This is a genomic window from Streptomyces venezuelae, from assembly GCF_008642335.1.
GTDB lineage: Bacteria > Actinomycetota > Actinomycetes > Streptomycetales > Streptomycetaceae > Streptomyces > Streptomyces venezuelae_F.
Map to the genome: position 1 here is coordinate 6749492 of NZ_CP029191.1, position 17787 is coordinate 6767278.

Here is a 17787-nt window from a genome sequence, read left to right on the forward strand (position 1 = left end):
GCGGACCCGCCCCGTATGCCCGCCGAGTCCCTCTTGCCAAGCACCGGCGACCCGTCCAGCATGGTCCCTCCTCGGACGACAGTGAGGAGCGAAGGCCATGGACTTTGGACTCGTACTGCAGACCGACCCGCCCGCATCAGAGGTCGTCGGCCTCATGAGGCGCGCGGAGCGCAACGGCTTCCGCTACGGCTGGACCTTCGACTCGTCCGTGCTGTGGCAGGAGCCGTTCGTCATCTACAGCCGCATCCTCGAACACACCACACGCCTGACCGTCGGCCCCATGGTCACCAACCCCGGCACCCGCACCTGGGAAGTCACCGCGTCGACCTTCGCGACCCTCAACGACATGTACGGCAACCGCACCGTCTGCGGCATCGGGCGCGGCGACTCCGCGATGCGCGTCGCGGGACGCAGGCCCAACACCCTGGCCAGGCTCGCCGAGGCCATCGACGTCATCCGTGACCTCGCCGAGGGGCGCGAGGCCGACATCGGCGGGCAGACGCTGCGGCTGCCGTGGGTCAGGGACGGCAGGCTGCCGGTGTGGATGGCGGCGTACGGTCCGAAGGCGCTCGCACTCGCCGGACAGAAGGCCGACGGGTTCATCCTGCAGCTCGCCGACCCGTACCTGACGCAGTGGATGGTCAAGGCCGTACGGGACGCGGCCGCCGACGCAGGACGCGACCCCGCGGACGTCAAGATCTGCGTGGCCGCGCCCGCCTACGTGGGCGACGATGTCGCGCACGCCCGCGAACAGTGCCGTTGGTTCGGCGGCATGGTCGGCAACCACGTCGCCGACCTGGTCGCCAAGTACGGCGAGCACTCGTCGATGGTGCCGGAGGCCCTCACCGCGTACATCAAGGCGCGCGAGGGCTACGACTACAGCCGCCACGGGCGCGCCGGGAACCCCGACACCGCGTTCGTGCCCGACGAGATCGTCGACCGGTTCTGCCTGCTCGGGCCCGTCGAAGCGCACCTCGAACGGCTGCGTGAGCTACAGGAGTCGGGCGTCGACCAGTTCGCGGTGTACGCGATGCACGACGCCCGTGAGGACGTCATCGACGCCTACGGCTCCTCGGTGATCCCACAGCTCTCCTGAGCCGCCGGCCCGCTCGGGGGGCCAGGATCATCAGGGCACCCGGGCCGTCCACTCCTCCGTCGTGAACTTGGTCCGCACGAGCTCCTGCGCGCGCGCCATCTCCTCGTCGGTGACCTTCCCCTCGGCGAGGCCGTACCGGCCGCGGAACGAGTCGACCATGCGCTCGATGACGGCCTCGCGCGGCAGTCCGGTCTGGCGGCGCAGGGGATCGACGCGCTTCTTGGCGCTCCGCGTGCCTTTGTCGGAGAGCTTCTCCTTGCCGATGCGCAGCACCTCCAGCATCTTGTCCGCGTCGATGTCGTACGACATCGTCACGTGATGCAGCACCGCGCCCGGCCCGCCGCCCGGCGCCACCGTCCGCTTCTGCGCGGCGCCCGCGATCTTCCCCGCGTCCGTCGCGATGTCGTTGAGCGGCTGGTACCACGCCTTGATGCCCATGTCGGCGAGGGCGCCGAGCACCCAGTCGTCCAGGTACGCGTAGCTGTCCTGGAAGGAGAGGCCCTGCACGAGGGCGTCCGGGACGGAGAGCGAGTACGTGATGGTGTTGCCCGGCTCCACGAACATCGCGCCGCCGCCCGAGATCCGGCGCACGACGTCGATTCCGTGCCGGGCCGCGCCCTGTGCGTCCACCTCGTTGGCGAGCGACTGGAAACTGCCGATGATCACCGAGGGCGACGCCCACTCCCACACGCGCAGCGTCGGCGGCCTGCGGCCCGCCGCGACCTCCTGGGTCAGCACCTCGTCGAGGGCCATGTGCAGCGCGGGTGGCTGCGGGCCCTCGTGGATCAGCTGCCAGTCGTAGTCGGTCCAGTCCGTCGCGTGCGCGAGGGCACGGCGGACGGCGACCCCGACACCCTCCGACGTCAGGCCGTACATGACGGTGCCCTCGGGGAGCGCGGCCTCGATGCGGGCGGCGAGGCCCGGGGCGTCCGTGTCGGCCGGCGCGCCGTTCAGCGCGCCGTTGATCGCGTCGAGCGCCTCGTCGGGTTCCAGGAAGAAGTCACCGGCCACGCGGGTGTTCCGCAGCTCGCCGCCCTCGACGTCCAGATCCACGACGACGAGCTTGCCGCCGGGGACCTTGTACTCACCGTGCACCGTGCCGCCTCCATGCCGCGTTCGCCCTATGCGCCCTTTTCCGAATCATCCCTCAACGCTAGCCCAGAGAGGGAATGTCCCCCTCGTGTGCTCCGTGCGGGGGACCGTGCCCCGGACGGCGCATCCGTCGGCCGCCGACCGTCCGAAGAACAGGGGAAGCACCACCCGGCCCCCTGGAGTCCGCGCCATGCACATCTCGGTCGTCCTGTTCACCTCTGACCTGCGGGTGCACGACCATCCGCCGCTGCGTGCCGCCGTCTCCGGGGCGGACGCCGTGGTGCCGCTCTTCGTCCGCGACCGGGCCATCGCCGACGTGAGCGACGCGGGCCCCAACCGGGAGGCGTTCCTCGCCGACTGTCTGGCCGACCTCGACCGGCAGCTGCGGGAGCGCGGCGGGCGGCTCGTGGTGCGCGCCGGCGACGTCGTCGAACAGGTGCGGTCGGTCGTCGAGGCGGCGGACGCCGACGAGGTCCACATGGCGGCAGGCGTCAGCCGGTACGCGCACGCCCGCGAACGCCGACTGCGCGAGGCCCTGGAACGGGACGGCCGCCGCCTGTACGTCCACGACGCCGTGGTCACCGCCGTCGCCCCCGGCGCCGTGACCCCCGCCAACTCCGACCACTTCGCCGTCTTCACCCCGTACTTCCGCCGCTGGACCGCCGAGGGCGTACGGGCCGTGCTCGCCGCCCCGCGCAGCCTGCGCGTCCCGGACCACGTCCACTCACAGCCGTACCCCTCCCGCGAGGGCATGGACGGCCTCTCGCCGGGGCTCGCCGAGGGCGGCGAGAGCAGGGGCCGCGCCCTGTGGAAGGCGTGGCTGCGCGACGGCATCGACCAGTACACGGAGAACCACGACGACCTGGCGGGCGACGCCACGTCGAAGCTGTCGCCGCATCTGCACTTCGGCACGCTGTCCTGCGCCGAACTCGTCCACGGCGCCCGCAGGCGGTCCTCCGGCGGCGCCGAGGACTTCGTCCGGCAGCTGTGCTGGCGCGACTTCCACCACCAGGTGCTCGCCGCCCGGCCGCGCGCGGCCACCGCCGACTACCGCACGCGCGGCGACCGCTGGCGCTCCGGCAGGGCGGCGGACGCCGACGTCCGCGCCTGGCAGGACGGGGCCACGGGGTACCCGGTCGTCGACGCCGCCATGCGCCAGCTGCGGCACGAGGGCTGGATGCACAACCGGGCCAGACTCCTGACCGCGAGCTTCCTCACCAAGACCCTGTACGTCGACTGGCGGGTCGGCGCCCGCCACTTCCAGCGGCTCCTCGTCGACGGCGACCTCGCCAACAACCAGCTCAACTGGCAGTGGGTGGCCGGGACCGGCACGGACAGCCGCCCCAACCGGGTGCTCAACCCCGTGCTGCAGGGCAAGCGTTACGACCCCGACGGCACGTACGTACGCCGCTGGCTGCCCGAACTGGCCGGCCTGCGCGGCGCGGCGGTCCACGAACCGTGGAAGCTGCCGAAGAAGACGCGGGCCGAGTACGACTACCCCGAGCCGATCGTCGAACTGTCCGAGGGGCTGCAGCGGTTCAGGCGGGCCCGCGGATTCTTCGAGTGACCCGCGGATTCTTCGAGTGAGGGGTCAGGCCGAGGCGATGCTGTCCATCAGGAAGTGCACCGCCTTCAGCGCGTCGGCCCCCGGCGGCAGGGCGGGCGCCTGCCCGGTCAGGGACCGCTCGGTGAACCCGGTGTCCAGATGCGGCGAGCGGATGTCGAGGACCGTGACGGCGCGCGGTGCGAGCTCCTCGGCAAGCACCCCCAGCCAGCCGCTCAGCGCCTCCTTGGAAGCGGTGTAGTCCGCGGTGCCCGCGATGTGGTCGGCCTGCGCGGGCGGGTGCGGGCGGTCGGGACGCTCGGGCTGTCCCATGGGCAGCGGTACGTCGACGGTGGCGTCCGTACGAGCCCGCTCCGGCACCCCTCCCGTCATCGCCAGCAGGAACCCCTTGTCCGCCACCACGGGTGCCGCGCCCCTCAACACCGCCATGGGACACAGCGCGTTGACGGTCAGCAGATGACCCGCCATCGCGTTCGACACGTCCTCCACCGCGCCGAAGGCGGCAGCCCCCACCGTCACGAGCACCCCGTCGAGGCCAGACAGCGCCCGCTCCGCCCACGGCCCGAGCGCGGAGCACTGGTCCAGGTCGCACGCCTCGAAGCACCGGGCGGGCGGGCCTCCGAGGTCGCGCGCGAGAGCGGCCAGGCGCACGGGGTTGCGACCGGCGAGCGCGGGCAGCGCGCCGCGCTCCGCCAGCGCGCACGCGATGAGGCCGCCCAGAACGCCGGTGGCGCCGACCACGAGAACGCGGGCACCCGAGATGTCCATTCGTCTTCCTCCAGAGGGCAAGAGGTTGAGTGGTTGAGGAGATGCCCGGTACTTCACGCCGACCGTGCGGATCGGATGCGCTCGCCGCGGACCGGCTCGGGTCCATCGGGCCGCGACGGACCCGCCGACGTCAACCCTTCGCGCAGCGCCCGCAGTCCGCGCCGCGTATGGCTCTTGACCGTGCCCAGCGGCAGACCGGTCCGCTCCGAGATCTGCGACTGCGACAGGTCGCCGTAGAACGCCAACCGCAGCACCAGCTGCTGGGGCGGGGGCAGGAGCGCGAGCTCGCGCTGGACGAGGACCCGGTCGAGCACCTGCTCGGGCCCCGGCCCGCCGACGGGCGGTATCTCCTGTCGGGCACCCACGGCGGCCAGGAGCACGGCACGCCGCGCCCGCGCCGCGAGCGCGTCGGCGACCTTGTGCCGTGTGATGCCGACCAGCCAGCCGGCCAGGCCGCCCGCGCCGGGCCGGTACCCGCGTCGGCCGCGCCACGCGGCGAGGAACACCTGCTGCGTCACGTCCTCCGCGTCGGGCCCGTCGCCCAGGGCGCGCCTGGCGAGCCGGTGGACGAGGCGGCCCCAGCGGAGATAGGCCGCGGCGAGCTGATCGTCACTGAGCGGATGTCCGGGGGCCGGGGGTTCGGACGGTTCTTCGGGGGTCTGCGAGGCATGAGGGAAGGGGAATTCTACCGTCGCCATGGCACGTACTCCTCGTACAGGGACCGGAGTTGACCCCAGATTGGTGACAGTCCGTGAGAGGCGACAACTTGCAGCGATTGTGCGTCGTATCGTCGCGGGATGACAGCTGCACCGACGTCCGGCACCGCGCTGACCACAGGAACCGTCGCCCGCAGGCTGGGCGTCGCACCGACGACGCTCCGCTCCTGGGAGCGGCGCTACGGCATCGGCCCCGCCGACCGTCAGCAGGGCCGCCACCGCCGCTGGAGCTCCGCCGACGTGGGGCGCGTGGAAGAGATGTGCCGGCTGACCGCGCTGGGCGTACCGCCCGCCGAGGCCGCGCGCGCGGCGCTGCAGGAGACGCCCGTCGAGCTCCCGCGCCAGCGCCGCCGCGGCGACTCCGCCGCCCTCTCGCTCGGCAACGTACGCCAGGAGTGCCGGGGCCTCGCCAGGGCGGCGGTGCGGCTCGACGCCCCCGCCGTCGAGACCCAACTGGCCACCACCGTGGGGGAGTACGGCTACACCACGGGCTGGGAGGAGGTCATGGCACCCGCCCTGCACGCGATCGGACGCAAGTGGGCGTCGTCCGGCGAGCGGTACGTGGAGGTCGAGCACCTCCTCTCCTGGCACGTCTCCTCCTCCCTGCGGCTCGCCCGGAACATGCGCGGCACGTCGGCGTCGACGCCCACCGGGCCCGTACTGCTCACGTGCGTACCGGGGGAGCAGCACACCCTTCCGCTGGAGGCGCTCGTCGCCGTCCTCGGTGAACGGGGCGTGTCCACACGGATGTTCGGCGCCGCGCTGCCCGCCGAGGCGCTGTACGAGGCGGTCCGGCGCATTGGCCCCTCGGCGGTGGTTCTCTGGGCGCACTCCCGCAACACCGCGGACCGCGCGCTGGTACGTCTGATCACGGAGGCGGAGTGGGGCGTGCGGGGCGCCCGGACACACCCGGCCGTTCTGGTCGCGGGGCCCGGGTGGTCGCCGGGGGTGGGGACGTACGGACCCGGCGTGGAACGGCTGACGGGTCTACGGACGGCGGCGGATCGGATCGAGTCGCTTTTCGGGGGGTGACCGCCGGTGCCCGTGGCGTGACCGGTCGACCCGTGTGGCTGCGGGAGTTAGCCTGCCGATCATGTTCACGACGCGTCCCACCCTCCAGGGCACCTTCGGCATGGTGTCGTCCACGCACTGGCTCGCCTCGCAGTCCGCGATGGCCGTCCTGGAGGACGGGGGCAACGCGTTCGACGCCGCCGTCGCCGCCGGGTTCGTCCTGCATGTGGTCGAGCCGCATCTCAACGGGCCCGCGGGCGAGGTGCCGGTCATCCTCGCGCCCGCCGGGGGCGAGGTGCGTGTCCTGTGCGGCCAGGGCGTCGCGCCCGCCGGTGCGACCGTGGAGCACTACCGGTCGCTCGGTCTCGACCTGGTACCCGGCACCGGGCCGCTCGCCGCGGCCGTGCCGGGCGCCTTCGACGCGTGGATGCTGCTCCTGCGGGACCACGGCACGAAGTCCCTCGCGGACGTCCTGAAGTACGCGATCGGGTACGCGGAGGACGGGCACGCGCCCGTGGAGCGTGTCTGCGAGACCGTGGAGACGGTGCGGGAACTCTTCGAACGGGAGTGGCCGTCCTCGGCCGAGGTCTATCTGCCCGGCGGCACGCCCCCGCGGCCGGGCGAGCTCTTCCGCAATCCCGCGCTCGCCGCGACGTGGCGGCGGTTGATAGCGGAGGCGGAGGCAGCGGCCGGTGGCGGGGGTGGTGCGTCGCGTGTGGCGGAGATCGAGGCCGCGCGGGCCGTGTGGCGTGACGGATTCATCGCCGAGGCGCTCGTACGGCAGGCCGGGCGGCCGACCCTGGACACGAGCGGCGAGCGGCACGTGGGCACGCTCTCGGCGGATGACCTGCGCGGGTGGGAGGCGTCGTACGAGGCGCCCGTCACGTACGACTGGAACGGCTGGACCCTGTGCAAGGCGGGTCTGTGGAGCCAGGGGCCCGCGTTCCTGCAGCAGTTCGCGCTGCTGCCGGCGAGCGTGGCGGAGCTTCCGGAGTACGGATCCGCCGAGTACGTCCACCTCCTGGTCGAGGGCTGCAAGCTGGCCATGGCGGATCGGGAGGCCTGGTACGGGGACGCGGGGGCGGCTCCCGGTGCGGCGGATGGCGTGACCGTGGGTGAGCTGCTGTCCGCGGAGTACAACGCGGAGCGGCGACGGCTCGTCGGGGAGAAGGCGTCGCGCGACCTGCGGCCCGGCGCGCCCGGCGGGCGCGAGCCGCGGCTCTCCGCGCACGCGCTCGCGGTGGCGGCGGGGGACACGCCGGGGGCGGACGCGTGGGGCGGTACGGCGATGGCGGGGGCGGGGGAGCCGACCGTGGCCGGGGACGGGGGGACCCGCGGCGACACGTGTCACATCGACATCGTCGACCGCTGGGGGAACATGCTGAGCGCGACGCCGAGTGGTGGCTGGCTGCAGTCCAATCCCGTCGTGCCCGAACTCGGCTTTCCGCTCGGTACGCGGCTCCAGATGACGTGGCTGGAGGAGGGTCTCCCTAATTCCCTCACGCCGGGCAGGCGCCCGCGCACGACGCTGTCCCCGTCGATGGCGCTCAAGGACGGGGTGCCTGTGCTGGCCTTCGGTACGCCCGGGGGAGACCAGCAGGACCAGTGGCAGGTCCACTTCTTCCTGGGGGTGGTCATGCGGGACGCGGTGCGCGGCGGGCTCGACCTGCAGGGTGCGATCGACGCTGTCAATTGGCACACGGAGGCGTTCCCCGGCTCGTTCCACCCCCGCGAGATGCGGGCGGGCAGCCTGACGGTGGAGTCCCGCATGCCGCCTGAGGTGGTCGAGGAGCTGCGCCGCAGGGGGCACGTGGTGGTGGTCGGGGGTGCGTGGTCGGAGGGGCGGTTGTGCGCGGTGGCGCGGGAGCCGGGGTCCGGGGTGTTGTCGGCGGGGGCGAACGCGCGAGGGATGCAGGGGTATGCGGTGGGGCGGTGATCAGCTCTGACGGGGGGTCTGGCGGGGGCGCCCACAAGCCGCCCCCCCGGGGAGGCCCGCGCCAGGGGTTTCCCGGGGGTTAACGTCGCGTTTGGCGGGGGCGTACGGGATGTCAGTGGAGCGTGCTCTCATGGGAGGCATGATCGAAGAGTTTTTGACGCACGGCGTACGCGACGTGGAGGAAGCCCTCCGGAAGGCCGCCGCCGCGGAGGTCACCCCCCGCTTCCGGCAGCTCGCCGAGGGCGACATCGTGGAGAAGAGCGGCCCGCACGACATGGTGACGGTCGCCGACCGCCGCGCGGAGGAGCAGCTGACCGTCGACCTCGCCGCCCTGCTCCCCGGCTCGGTGGTCGTCGGTGAGGAAGCGGTGCATGCGGATCCCTCGCGGTACGAGGCGATACGGGGAGACGCGCCCGTCTGGATCGTCGACCCCGTGGACGGAACCCGGCAGTTCGTGAACGGGAACCCGGGGTTCTGCATGCTCGTCGCCCTCGCGGTGGGCGGCGAGGTCCAGGCCTCGTGGACGTACGCGCCGATGCTGGACGAGATGGCCGTCGCGGTCCGCGGCCGGGGCGCGTGGCTGAACGGACAGCGGCTGGTGGCGGGCGCACCCGCACCCGGCGCCGACCTGGACGTGGCGACCTCGCACCCGGACTTCACCACGGAGGAGCAGAAGCAGGCCCTGCTGGGGCTCGTGACCGACGGCGTGCGGCCGAGGCCCTGCGGATCGGCGGGCTTGGAGTATCTCGCCATCGCCCGCGGGGAGTTGGACGCCATCGCGTTCTCGTGGGAGCTCGCCTGGGACCACGCCGCGGGGCTGCTGCTCGTCGCGGAGGCCGGCGGCGCCGACCTGACGCTCACGGGGGAGCCGTTCCGGATAGGCGGGGGCAACGCCCTGCCGTTCACCGCGGCCCGCGACGCCGCCACGGCCCGCCGGATCGCAGCGCTCCTCGCGGCCGGCGTCTGAGCCCCGCGCCCGGGAGGGGCTCAAGGGAGGGTGCAGGTCGTCCGTCCTATCCTGGGCGGCAGAGGCCGTCGGCTGACAAAGGAGTCCGGGTGCCGTCGATGCTTGACGCCGTCGTCGTGGGGGCGGGACCGAACGGGCTGACCGCTGCCGTGGAGCTGGCCCGCCGCGGCTTCTCCGTGGCCGTCTTCGAGGCCAGGAGCACCGTCGGGGGCGGCGCGCGCACGCAGGAGCTGACGCTCCCCGGATTCCGGCACGACCCCTGCTCCGCCGCCCACCCCCTGGGCATCAACTCCCCGGCGTTCCGCGGCATGCCCCTGGACCGGTACGGACTGGAGTGGCTCCAGCCCCCGCTCCCCATGGCCCACCCCTTCCCGGACGGCACCGCCGCCGTCCTGTCCCGCTCCGTCGCCGAGACCGCCGCCTCCTTCGGGCCGCGCGACGCGGGGGCGTACCGCAGGCTGATCGAGCCCTTCCTGCCCAAGTGGGACACGCTCCTCCAGGACTTCATGTCCCTGCCGATGAGCTCGCTGCCGCGCGACCCCGTGACCCTCGCCCGCTTCGGACTCGCCGGACTGCCGCCGTCGACGTGGCTGATGCGGCGCTTCCGCGACGACCGGGCCCGCGCGCTGTTCGCGGGGCTCGTCGCGCACGTCATCGCGCCGCTCGACGGCATCGTCACGGGCGGCGTCGGCATGGTCTTCGCGCTGGCCGCGCACGCCCGCGGCTGGCCCCTGGCGCGCGGCGGCTCGCAGTCGATCTCCGACGCGCTCGCCGCGTACCTGAAGGACCTCGGCGGCTCCGTCCACACGGACTACGAAGTGAAGCGGCTCGACGACCTGCCGCCCGCCCGCGCCTACGTCTTCGACACCTCGCCGACCGCCCTCGCCAGGATCGCGGGGCTCGGCCGCGCGTACGAGGGGTACCGGTACGGCGCGAGCGTCTTCAAGATCGACTACGCGCTCGACGGGCCCGTCCCCTGGACCGCGGAGGAGCCGCAGACCGCGGGAACCGTGCAGATCGGTCCCGGCAGCAAGGACATCGGCGCCGCGCTGCGCGCCGCCTCGCGCGAGGGGCGGGCGCCGGACGCGCCGTTCCTGATCACCGTGCAGCCCAGCGTCGTCGACCCCTCCCGCGCCCCGGCGGGCAAGCACGTCTTCTGGGCCTACGGGCACGTGCCCAACGGCTGGCGGGGCGACCTGACCGACGCCATCGAGCGGCAGCTGGAGCGCTTCGCCCCCGGCTTCCGCGACCGCGTCCTCGCCCGCGCCACGGCCGGCCCGCCCGAACTCGCCGCGCACAACGCGAACTACGTGGGCGGTGACATCGCCTGCGGCGCCGCGAGCGGACTGCAGCTGCTGCTGCGCCCCAAGCTCTCCCTCTTCCCGTACGCGACACCGCATCCCGCGGTCTTCATCTGTTCGTCCGCGACGCCTCCGGGACCCGGTGTGCACGGCATGTCCGGGCACAACGCCGCGAAGGCCGTGTGGCGCATGCTCAGGAGCAGCCCGTGACACCCGTGACCGTGCCCATCACGCTGATCCAGGGCGACATCACCGCGCAGCACGCCGACGCCATCGTCAACGCGGCGAACTCGTCGCTGCTCGGCGGCGGCGGGGTCGACGGCGCCATCCACCGGCGCGGCGGGCCCGACATCCTCGCCGACTGCCGCCGCCTGCGCGCCTCCCACTACGGCAAGGGGCTGCCCACCGGCCGCGCCGTCGCGACCACGGCGGGGCGGCTCGACGCGCGGCACGTGATCCACACCGTCGGTCCGGTCTGGTCCGCCACGGAGGACCGCTCCGAGCTCCTGGCGTCCTGCCACCGCGAGTCGCTGCGGGTCGCCGCCGAGCTCGGGGCGCGTACGGTCGCGTTCCCCGCGATCTCCACGGGCGTCTACCGCTGGCCGCTCGCGGACGCGGCGCGCATCGCCGTCGCGACGGTACGGGAGACGGCAGATCCGGAACGCTTCGACGAGGTGCGGTTCGTGCTGTTCGGGCAGGAGGCGTACGACGCGTTCGCGGCGGCCGTGGAGCGGTAGCGCGCCCGGCAGGGCGACGTCGATGTCGGATTTCCGCCAGCCGCGGCCGGGTGCGATCCGCGAAGCTGGGGGCATGCACACCGACACAGAGCGCTGTGTACGCGCCGTTCAGTCGAAGGACGCCCGATTCGACGGCTGGTTCTTCACGGCCGTCGTCACCACGCGGATCTACTGCCGTCCCAGCTGCCCTGTCGTGCCGCCCAAGCCCGAGAACATGACGTTCTACCCGAGCGCCGCGGCCTGCCAGCAGGCCGGCTTCCGCGCCTGCAAGCGGTGCCGGCCGGACAGCAGCCCCGGCTCTCCCGAGTGGAACCAGCGGGCCGACCTCGTCGCCCGCGCGATGCGTCTGATCGGTGACGGCGTCGTCGACCGCGACGGTGTCCCCGGCCTCGCGACCCGCCTCGGCTACAGCACCCGGCAGGTCGAACGCCACCTGCGCGCCGAACTCGGCGCGGGCCCCCTCGCCCTGGCCCGGGCCCAACGCGCCCAGACGGCCCGCCTCCTCATCGAGACGACCACCCTGCCCATGGCGGAGATCGCCTTCGCGGCGGGCTTCGCCTCGATCCGCACGTTTAACGACACGGTCCGCGAGGTCTTCGCGCTCTCCCCAGGCGAGCTGCGAGCGCGTGTGCCGAAACGCCTGCCCGCCGCCGCGGACGGCGACGTCCGCGGCAGTACCGTGTCTGGCACGCCCGGCCCCGCGGGCGGCACCCTCGCCCTGCGCCTGCCGTTCCGCGCGCCGCTCCATCCCGACAACCTCTTCGGGCACCTCATCGCCACCGCCGTGCCCGGCGTCGAGGAGTGGCGGGACGGGGCGTACCGCAGGACGCTCAGCCTTCCCTACGGGCACGGCATCGTCGCGCTCACCCCGCACCCCGACCACATCGCCTGCCGGCTCTCCCTCACCGATCTGCGCGATCTCACCATCGCCATCAGCCGGTGCCGCCGCATGCTCGACCTGGACGCCGATCCGGCCGCCGTAGACGGCCAGTTGAGGGACGACCCGCTGCTCGCGCCGCTCGTCGACAAGGCTCCGGGGCGGCGTGTGCCGCGTACCGTCGACGAGGCCGAGTTCGCCGTACGGGCCGTCCTGGGCCAGCAGGTCTCCACCGCGGCCGCCCGTACCCACGCCGCCCGCCTCGTCACCGCGCACGGGCGCCCCGTCGAGGACCCCGACGGCGGGCTCACGCACCTCTTCCCCACCCCGGACGAGCTCGCCGCGCTCGACCCCGAGACCCTCGCCCTGCCCCGCAGCCGCCGCACCACCCTCACGACACTGGTCGAGCACCTCGCCGACGGCAGTCTCCGCCTCGGCCCGGAGAGCGACTGGGACGAAGCCCGCGCCCGTCTCACCGAGCTCCCCGGCTTCGGCCCCTGGACCGTCGAGGTCATCGCGATGCGCGCGCTCGGCGACCCGGACGCGTTCCTCCCCTCCGACCTCGGCATCCGGCGTGCCGCACAGGAGTTGGGGCTCCCGCACACCCCCGCCGCCCTCACCGCGCGCGCCGCCGCGTGGCGGCCCTGGCGGGCGTACGCGGTGCAGTACCTGTGGGCCACCGACGCCCACCCGATCAACTTCATCCCCGCGTGACGGACCTGCCAAGGAATGTAGTCATGGAACGCCTGCACACCCTCATCGACAGCCCCTACGGGCCCCTCACCCTCGTCGCCACCGACGGCGTCCTCAGCGGTCTCTACATGACCGAGCAACGGCACCGCCCGGCCGATGAGACCTTCGGCGACCGCGACCCGGCGCCCTTCGGCGCGGCGATCGGCCAGCTTGAGGCCTACTTCGCCGGGGAGCTGACGGAGTTCGACGTGCCGCTGCGCCTCGACGGCACGCCGTTCCAGCGGCTGGTCTGGGACGAGCTGCGCCGCATCCCGTACGGCGAGACCCGCACGTACGGCGAACTCGCCGAAGCCCTCGGCAAGCCGAGCGCCTCCCGCGCGGTCGGCCTCGCCAACGGCAAGAACCCCATCGGCGTCATCGTGCCCTGCCACCGCGTCATCGGCGCCAACGGCAGCCTCACCGGCTACGGCGGCGGCCTCGACCGCAAGCAGCGGCTCCTGACCTTCGAGCGAGGGGCGGGCAGGACGCCCGAGAACGCGCTGTTCTGAGCCGCCCGACCCGGAGACCCGTCTTAGGGCGCGTCAGCCGACCCGGTGGCCGTCCTCCAGCTCCGCGGGGCCGTTTCCGTGCGCCAGTACGTCCAGCGCGGCCGCCACCCGGCGCCCCAGCTCGCTCGGCAGGTACTCCGCGAGCTCCTGCGGAGCCACGAGCCGCCAGGACAGGAGTTCCTCCTCCTGCAGCGTGATCGACTCCAGCTGCTTGGCGCCGAGCACCCCGCCGTCGTACAGGTACGCCACCAGCGGGGGCCGCGGTCGCAGGGGGCCCGGCGGCACCCAGTCCACCGCGAGCAGCGGGCCGAGTCCGACGTCGAGCCCGATCTCCTCGACGGTCTCCCTGCGCGCCCCCTGCCGGGGCGTCTCGCCCGTGTCCGACTCCACGGTCCCGCCCGGCAGCGCCCACCCCTCGCGGTAGTTGGGCTCGACGAGCAGGACCCGGCCCTCGGCGTCCCGGAAGAGCGCGGCGGCCCCGACGAGGACGCGGGGGAGCCCGGCGATGTACGTGGTGTAGTCCTGGATGGTCACGGGGGAAGGGTAGCCGGGGGCGTCGGTCGGGTCCCGGTCGGCCGGGAGGACGTCGCGACGCGCGGGGCGGCCCTCGTCAGTCGCCGTCCTGACCGCGGGACCTGGCGATCCGGCGGAGCCGCGGGTGCCGGTCCGGGCCCTGCTCGGTGATCGCCTCGCCGACCATCGTGCGCACCGCGTCCCGCAGCCCGTGCAGCGCCTGGCCGCGTGCGGGGCCCGCGCCCGGATCGCCGCGCAGCTCCTTCAGGAGCGCCCAGCACAGCGTCAGCATCACCACGACGAACGGCAGCGCCACCAGGATCGTCGCGCTCTGCAGCGAGTCGAGACCGCCCGCGACCAGGAGCACCGCGGCCACCGCCGCCATGAGGACGCCCCACGTGACGACCAGCCAGGTCGGGGGGTGCAGGGAGCCGCGGCTGCTGAGCGAGCCCATCACCAGCGACGCGGAGTCGGCGCTCGTGACGAAGTACGTCATCACGAGGAGCATCGCGACCCACGAGGTGACCGTGCCGAGCGGCAGCGCGTCCAGCATCGCGAAGAGCGAGGACTCCGCCCCTTCCTCGACCTTCGCCGCCATGTCGACCTTGCCGGTCGCGTCGAGCCTGATGCCGGTGCCGCCCATCACGCAGAACCAGACGACGGTCGCGCCGCTCGGCACGAGGAGCACGCCGATCAGGAACTCGCGGATCGTCCGGCCGTGCGAGATACGGGCGATGAACGTGCCGACGAAGGGGGCCCAGGACAGCCACCACGCCCAGTAGAAGACCGTCCAGGAGCCGAGCCAGCCGCTGTCGGTGAAGGCGCCGGTGCGCGAGGCCATCGGGAGCAGCTGGTGGAGGTAGCCGCCGACGCTCGCCGGGATGGCGTCCAGGATGTAGACGGTCGGCCCGAGGACGAAGACGAACAGCATCAGGCAGGCGGCCAGCACGATGTTGAGGGTGCTGAGCCACTTCACGCCCTTGTGCACCCCGGAGAAGGCCGACAGCACGAAGGCGGCGCCGAGGGAGACGATGATGATGAGCTGCAGGGTGGTCGAACTCTCCACGCCCGTCGTGAGGTTGAGTCCCGTGGCGACCTGGAGCGCGCCGACGCCGAGGCTGGTGGCCGTGCCGAAGACGGTGGCGAAGACCGCGAGCAGGTCGATGATCCTGCCGGGCAGGCCCGCCGCCCGCCGCGCGCCGATGAGCGGTACGAAGACGGAGCTGAGCCGGTTGCCGCGGCCCTTGCGGAAGCCCGCGTAGGCGAGGGCGAGGCCGACGATGCCGTAGATCGCCCAGGGCGTCAGCGTCCAGTGGAAGAAGGAGTACTCCAGGGCGGTGCGGGCCGCGCCGCCGGAGCGGGGTCCGGCGGTCGAGGACGGCGGGGGGTCCAGGTAGTGGGTCAGGGGCTCGCCGACGCCGTAGAACATCAGGCCGATGCCCATGCCCGCGCTGAACATCATCGCGATCCACGCGAGGTTCGTGAACTCGGGCCGCGCGTCGTCCGTGCCGAGACGGATCCGGCCGAAGCGGCTCAGCGCCAGGCCCACGCACAGGACGAGGAAGACGTCCGCGGCGATCACGAAGAGCCAGGCGAAGTTGTCGAGGACCCAGCCGAGCGCGCTGTCGGAGGCGCGGTCGAAGGAGTGTTTGCCGAGCGCCGCCCAGGCCACCACCCCGAGCACCGCGGCGACGCCGACACCGACGACGAGGTAGTCGGGGGTGCCGTCCGGAGGCGATCCTTCCGCGGAGTCCGGACCGCCCGGGGGAGGGCCCGTCGGACCGTCACCAGGACGGGGCTGATCGATCATTTCCGTACTCATGGCGCACCACTATGGTGCGATATCGGGGGATTTTCCGACGGGCCACGCCGTCTCACGTCCCGGCGACCATGGGCAGCGGCCCCTGTCTGCGGTTATGGTCGCAGCGGCGCGACTGCCTTGACGCGAGCAAGGCCCGGAAAGCAAGGGGAATGCAAGGTGGCGGACGCTGCAAGCAGGGCGGGACACGAGCAGCAGGCGCAGCGCGTGCTCATCGCCGCGGACAAGTTCAAGGGATCGCTCACGGCCGTGCAGGTCGCCGAGCGGGTGACGGCCGGGCTGCACCGGGTCGCCCCCGGCGTCACGGTCGAGGCGCTGCCGGTCGCCGACGGCGGCGACGGCACGGTCGCCGCGGCCGTCGCGGGCGGCTTCGAGCGCCGCGAGGTGCGCGTCACGGGACCGCTCGGCAACGCGGTGACGGCGGCTTACGCGCTGAAGGACGGCACCGCCGTGGTGGAGATGGCCGAGGCGTCGGGCCTCCAGCTGCTCCCCGAGGGCGTCTTCGCGCCTCTCACCTCCACGACGTACGGCTCCGGAGAGCTGATCCGCGCGGCGCTCGACGCGGGCGCCCGCACCATCGTCTTCGGCGTCGGCGGCAGCGCCACGACCGACGGCGGCGCCGGCATGCTGGCCGCGCTCGGCGCGCGGTTCCTGGACGCCGACGGCGAGCCCGTCGCGCCCGGCGGCGGCCCGCTGAAGGACCTGGCGACCGCCGACCTGTCGGGCCTCGACCCACGTCTGAAGGACGTCGAGATCGTCCTCGCCAGCGACGTCGACAACCCGCTGACCGGCCCGAAGGGCGCCCCGGCCGTCTACGGACCGCAGAAGGGTGCCGAGCCCGCGGACGTCGCCGCGCTGGACGCCGCGCTCGCCCACTACGCCACGGTCCTGGAGAAGACGATCGGCCCGAAGGCCGCGGAGTACGCGCAGTCGCCGGGCGCCGGCGCCGCGGGCGGCATCGGGTACGGCGCGCTGGTCGGTCTCGGCGCGGGCTTCCGGCCCGGCATCGAGGTCATGCTCGACGTGCTCGGCTTCGCGCCCGCCCTGGAGCGGGCGACGCTCGTCATCACCGGTGAGGGCTCGCTCGACGAGCAGACCCTGCACGGCAAGGCACCGGCGGGCGTGGCCGCCGCCGCGCGGGCCGCCGGAATCGAAGTGGTCGCGGTCTGCGGCCGCCTCGCGCTCGCCCCGGAAGTCCTCGGCAAGGCGGGCATCCGCCGCGCGTACGCCCTGACCGACGTCGAGCCGGACGTGGCGCGGTGCATCGCCGAGGCGGGCCCGATCCTGGAGACGGTGGCGGAGGGCATCGCCCGCGACTTCCTGGTCTGAGGGCGGACACGAGCCCAGGCGCGGGCCTGGCCTGGGCTCGGGGGGTATGACACAGGCTCTCAGCAGTCGGGGAGGCCGAGTCCGTCGCGGTGGTCCGGGATGAGCCAGACAACGGAGAGATATCCACTCCGGCCGTCGGCCGCACGCAGCCGGTACCAGACGGTGCTTTCGTCGAGGCCGGGGTTGGCATCGTCGACCGTGTTTTCGTCCTGGCCATTGGTGACCCGCTCCCCGGTGGTTCGGCACACGGCGGTCAGGTGGTCCCCGGACGCGAGATCACCGGGTACGTTGCAGGCCGGTCGGTGCGCCTTGCACTTCTTCTCCGCGATCGTGGACAGGTAGGCGGGATGGTCGGTGTCCTCCCGCATCTGTGTCGCCCCGTCGGTCACCCGGTTCGCCACTGTCACCGTCACCGGTTCGGAGGTGGCGGGACTGCGGTCGGGAGGGGGCGTCGCAGTGGGGCGGTGGGGCGAGGACGATGACGGAGCCGAAGGGGTGGGCGCAGCGGCCGTCGCGGTCTTTGGGGTGATGGGCGAGGGGTGGGTCGGCTTGGAGTCGGTCGACGCTGATGCCATCTTCGGCGGGGTGGAGTGCCGGCCGGGATCAGCGGCCCGCTGCTCGCCCGGAGAGTTGTCGTGGCGGACCACCGCGAACCACATGACCACCGAGACGGCGAGCGCCGTCAACAGCGTGACCCCGGTTGCCGCGAAGCCCTTCCGCAAGCGTCGGCCGGAAGAGTTCGCCGAACGCCTCAGGTCGGTTTCGTCACGGCCGGACGGGGTGCACGCCGGGACATCCGGTCGGGGGTCGCCGCCGCAGG

General features: G+C 73.3%; 16 protein-coding genes. 10 read left to right on the top strand and 6 right to left on the bottom strand.

Annotation, left to right across the window (positions count from 1 at the left end; translation table 11 throughout):
• Nucleotides 1-97 precede the first annotated feature (97 nt).
• The gene (locus DEJ49_RS30200; protein WP_150187035.1) at nucleotides 98-1096 is read left to right on the top strand and encodes a TIGR03842 family LLM class F420-dependent oxidoreductase; all 999 of its coding nucleotides are present in this window, start codon (nucleotides 98-100) and stop codon (nucleotides 1094-1096) included.
• Nucleotides 1097-1126: 30 nt separating this feature from the next.
• Here the strand turns inward: DEJ49_RS30200 and DEJ49_RS30205 are convergent, their stop codons facing one another.
• The gene (locus tag DEJ49_RS30205; RefSeq protein ID WP_150187036.1) at nucleotides 1127-2191 is read right to left on the bottom strand and encodes a biotin/lipoate A/B protein ligase family protein; all 1065 of its coding nucleotides are present in this window, start codon (nucleotides 2189-2191) and stop codon (nucleotides 1127-1129) included.
• A gap of 187 nt (nucleotides 2192-2378) precedes the next feature.
• Between DEJ49_RS30205 and DEJ49_RS30210 the strand changes: the two genes are divergently transcribed.
• Entirely contained in the window at nucleotides 2379-3755 is a 1377-nt protein-coding gene (locus DEJ49_RS30210) for a cryptochrome/photolyase family protein (protein ID WP_150187037.1), read from the top strand.
• A 24-nt stretch (nucleotides 3756-3779) separates the two neighbouring features.
• Here DEJ49_RS30210 and DEJ49_RS30215 read toward each other — a convergent pair whose 3' ends face one another.
• Nucleotides 3780-4520: an SDR family NAD(P)-dependent oxidoreductase gene (locus DEJ49_RS30215; RefSeq protein ID WP_150187038.1), complete on the bottom strand. Its 741-nt coding sequence runs from the start codon at nucleotides 4518-4520 to the stop codon at nucleotides 3780-3782.
• 53 nt (nucleotides 4521-4573) lie between these two features.
• On the bottom strand, nucleotides 4574-5218 hold the full coding sequence (locus DEJ49_RS30220; protein WP_150187039.1) for an RNA polymerase sigma factor: 645 nt from the start codon (nucleotides 5216-5218) through the stop codon (nucleotides 4574-4576).
• A 99-nt stretch (nucleotides 5219-5317) separates the two neighbouring features.
• Between DEJ49_RS30220 and DEJ49_RS30225 the strand changes: the two genes are divergently transcribed.
• The 7 genes from DEJ49_RS30225 to DEJ49_RS30255 all read left to right on the top strand — a co-directional run bounded on the left by DEJ49_RS30225 (nucleotide 5318) and on the right by DEJ49_RS30255 (nucleotide 13306).
• A complete protein-coding gene (locus DEJ49_RS30225) occupies nucleotides 5318-6268 on the top strand; it encodes a MerR family transcriptional regulator (RefSeq protein ID WP_150187040.1) in 951 nt (316 codons plus the stop codon).
• 61 nt (nucleotides 6269-6329) lie between these two features.
• Nucleotides 6330-8183: a gamma-glutamyltransferase family protein gene (locus DEJ49_RS30230; RefSeq protein WP_150187041.1), complete on the top strand. Its 1854-nt coding sequence runs from the start codon at nucleotides 6330-6332 to the stop codon at nucleotides 8181-8183.
• Between the two features lie 139 nt (nucleotides 8184-8322).
• Nucleotides 8323-9150 carry an inositol monophosphatase family protein gene (locus tag DEJ49_RS30235; RefSeq protein ID WP_150187042.1) on the top strand — a complete coding sequence of 276 codons (828 nt, stop codon included), beginning with the start codon at nucleotides 8323-8325 and terminating at the stop codon, nucleotides 9148-9150.
• A 98-nt stretch (nucleotides 9151-9248) separates the two neighbouring features.
• The gene (locus DEJ49_RS30240; RefSeq protein WP_150188569.1) at nucleotides 9249-10661 is read left to right on the top strand and encodes a phytoene desaturase family protein; all 1413 of its coding nucleotides are present in this window, start codon (nucleotides 9249-9251) and stop codon (nucleotides 10659-10661) included.
• Nucleotides 10662-10666: 5 nt separating this feature from the next.
• Complete coding sequence (locus DEJ49_RS30245) at nucleotides 10667-11188, top strand: O-acetyl-ADP-ribose deacetylase (protein WP_150188570.1); 522 nt, start codon at nucleotides 10667-10669, stop codon at nucleotides 11186-11188.
• A 73-nt stretch (nucleotides 11189-11261) separates the two neighbouring features.
• The gene (locus DEJ49_RS30250) at nucleotides 11262-12779 is read left to right on the top strand and encodes an AlkA N-terminal domain-containing protein (protein ID WP_150187043.1); all 1518 of its coding nucleotides are present in this window, start codon (nucleotides 11262-11264) and stop codon (nucleotides 12777-12779) included.
• 23 nt (nucleotides 12780-12802) lie between these two features.
• Nucleotides 12803-13306, top strand: coding sequence for a methylated-DNA--[protein]-cysteine S-methyltransferase (locus DEJ49_RS30255; RefSeq protein WP_150187044.1), 504 nt, complete (start codon nucleotides 12803-12805; stop codon nucleotides 13304-13306).
• 33 nt (nucleotides 13307-13339) lie between these two features.
• Here DEJ49_RS30255 and DEJ49_RS30260 read toward each other — a convergent pair whose 3' ends face one another.
• Both DEJ49_RS30260 and DEJ49_RS30265 read right to left on the bottom strand, forming a co-directional pair.
• Entirely contained in the window at nucleotides 13340-13840 is a 501-nt protein-coding gene (locus tag DEJ49_RS30260; protein ID WP_150187045.1) for an NUDIX domain-containing protein, read from the bottom strand.
• A 76-nt stretch (nucleotides 13841-13916) separates the two neighbouring features.
• Nucleotides 13917-15641, bottom strand: a complete 1725-nt coding sequence (locus DEJ49_RS30265; RefSeq protein WP_150187046.1) for a BCCT family transporter — start codon at nucleotides 15639-15641, stop codon at nucleotides 13917-13919.
• Nucleotides 15642-15797: 156 nt separating this feature from the next.
• Here DEJ49_RS30265 and DEJ49_RS30270 point away from each other — a divergent pair, with 156 nt between their 5' ends.
• Entirely contained in the window at nucleotides 15798-16967 is a 1170-nt protein-coding gene (locus DEJ49_RS30270) for a glycerate kinase (protein WP_150187047.1), read from the top strand.
• Between the two features lie 59 nt (nucleotides 16968-17026).
• On the opposite strand, the gene DEJ49_RS30275 is transcribed toward DEJ49_RS30270, so the two are convergent.
• Entirely contained in the window at nucleotides 17027-17653 is a 627-nt protein-coding gene (locus DEJ49_RS30275) for a hypothetical protein (protein WP_150187048.1), read from the bottom strand.
• Nucleotides 17654-17787 lie beyond the last annotated feature (134 nt).

Bases quoted from the DNA above. Each gene is read 5' to 3' on its own strand.
- DEJ49_RS30200 (WP_150187035.1), top strand. From the start codon at position 98: ATGGACTTTGGACTCGTACTGCAGACCGACCCGCCCGCATCAGAGGTC.
- DEJ49_RS30210 (WP_150187037.1), top strand. From the start codon at position 2,379: ATGCACATCTCGGTCGTCCTGTTCACCTCTGACCTGCGGGTGCACGAC.
- DEJ49_RS30215 (WP_150187038.1), bottom strand. From the start codon at position 4,520: ATGGACATCTCGGGTGCCCGCGTTCTCGTGGTCGGCGCCACCGGCGTT.
- DEJ49_RS30220 (WP_150187039.1), bottom strand. From the start codon at position 5,218: ATGGCGACGGTAGAATTCCCCTTCCCTCATGCCTCGCAGACCCCCGAA.
- DEJ49_RS30225 (WP_150187040.1), top strand. From the start codon at position 5,318: ATGACAGCTGCACCGACGTCCGGCACCGCGCTGACCACAGGAACCGTC.
- DEJ49_RS30230 (WP_150187041.1), top strand. From the start codon at position 6,330: ATGTTCACGACGCGTCCCACCCTCCAGGGCACCTTCGGCATGGTGTCG.
- DEJ49_RS30235 (WP_150187042.1), top strand. From the start codon at position 8,323: ATGATCGAAGAGTTTTTGACGCACGGCGTACGCGACGTGGAGGAAGCC.
- DEJ49_RS30240 (WP_150188569.1), top strand. From the start codon at position 9,249: ATGCTTGACGCCGTCGTCGTGGGGGCGGGACCGAACGGGCTGACCGCT.
- DEJ49_RS30250 (WP_150187043.1), top strand. From the start codon at position 11,262: ATGCACACCGACACAGAGCGCTGTGTACGCGCCGTTCAGTCGAAGGAC.
- DEJ49_RS30255 (WP_150187044.1), top strand. From the start codon at position 12,803: ATGGAACGCCTGCACACCCTCATCGACAGCCCCTACGGGCCCCTCACC.
- DEJ49_RS30265 (WP_150187046.1), bottom strand. From the start codon at position 15,641: ATGAGTACGGAAATGATCGATCAGCCCCGTCCTGGTGACGGTCCGACG.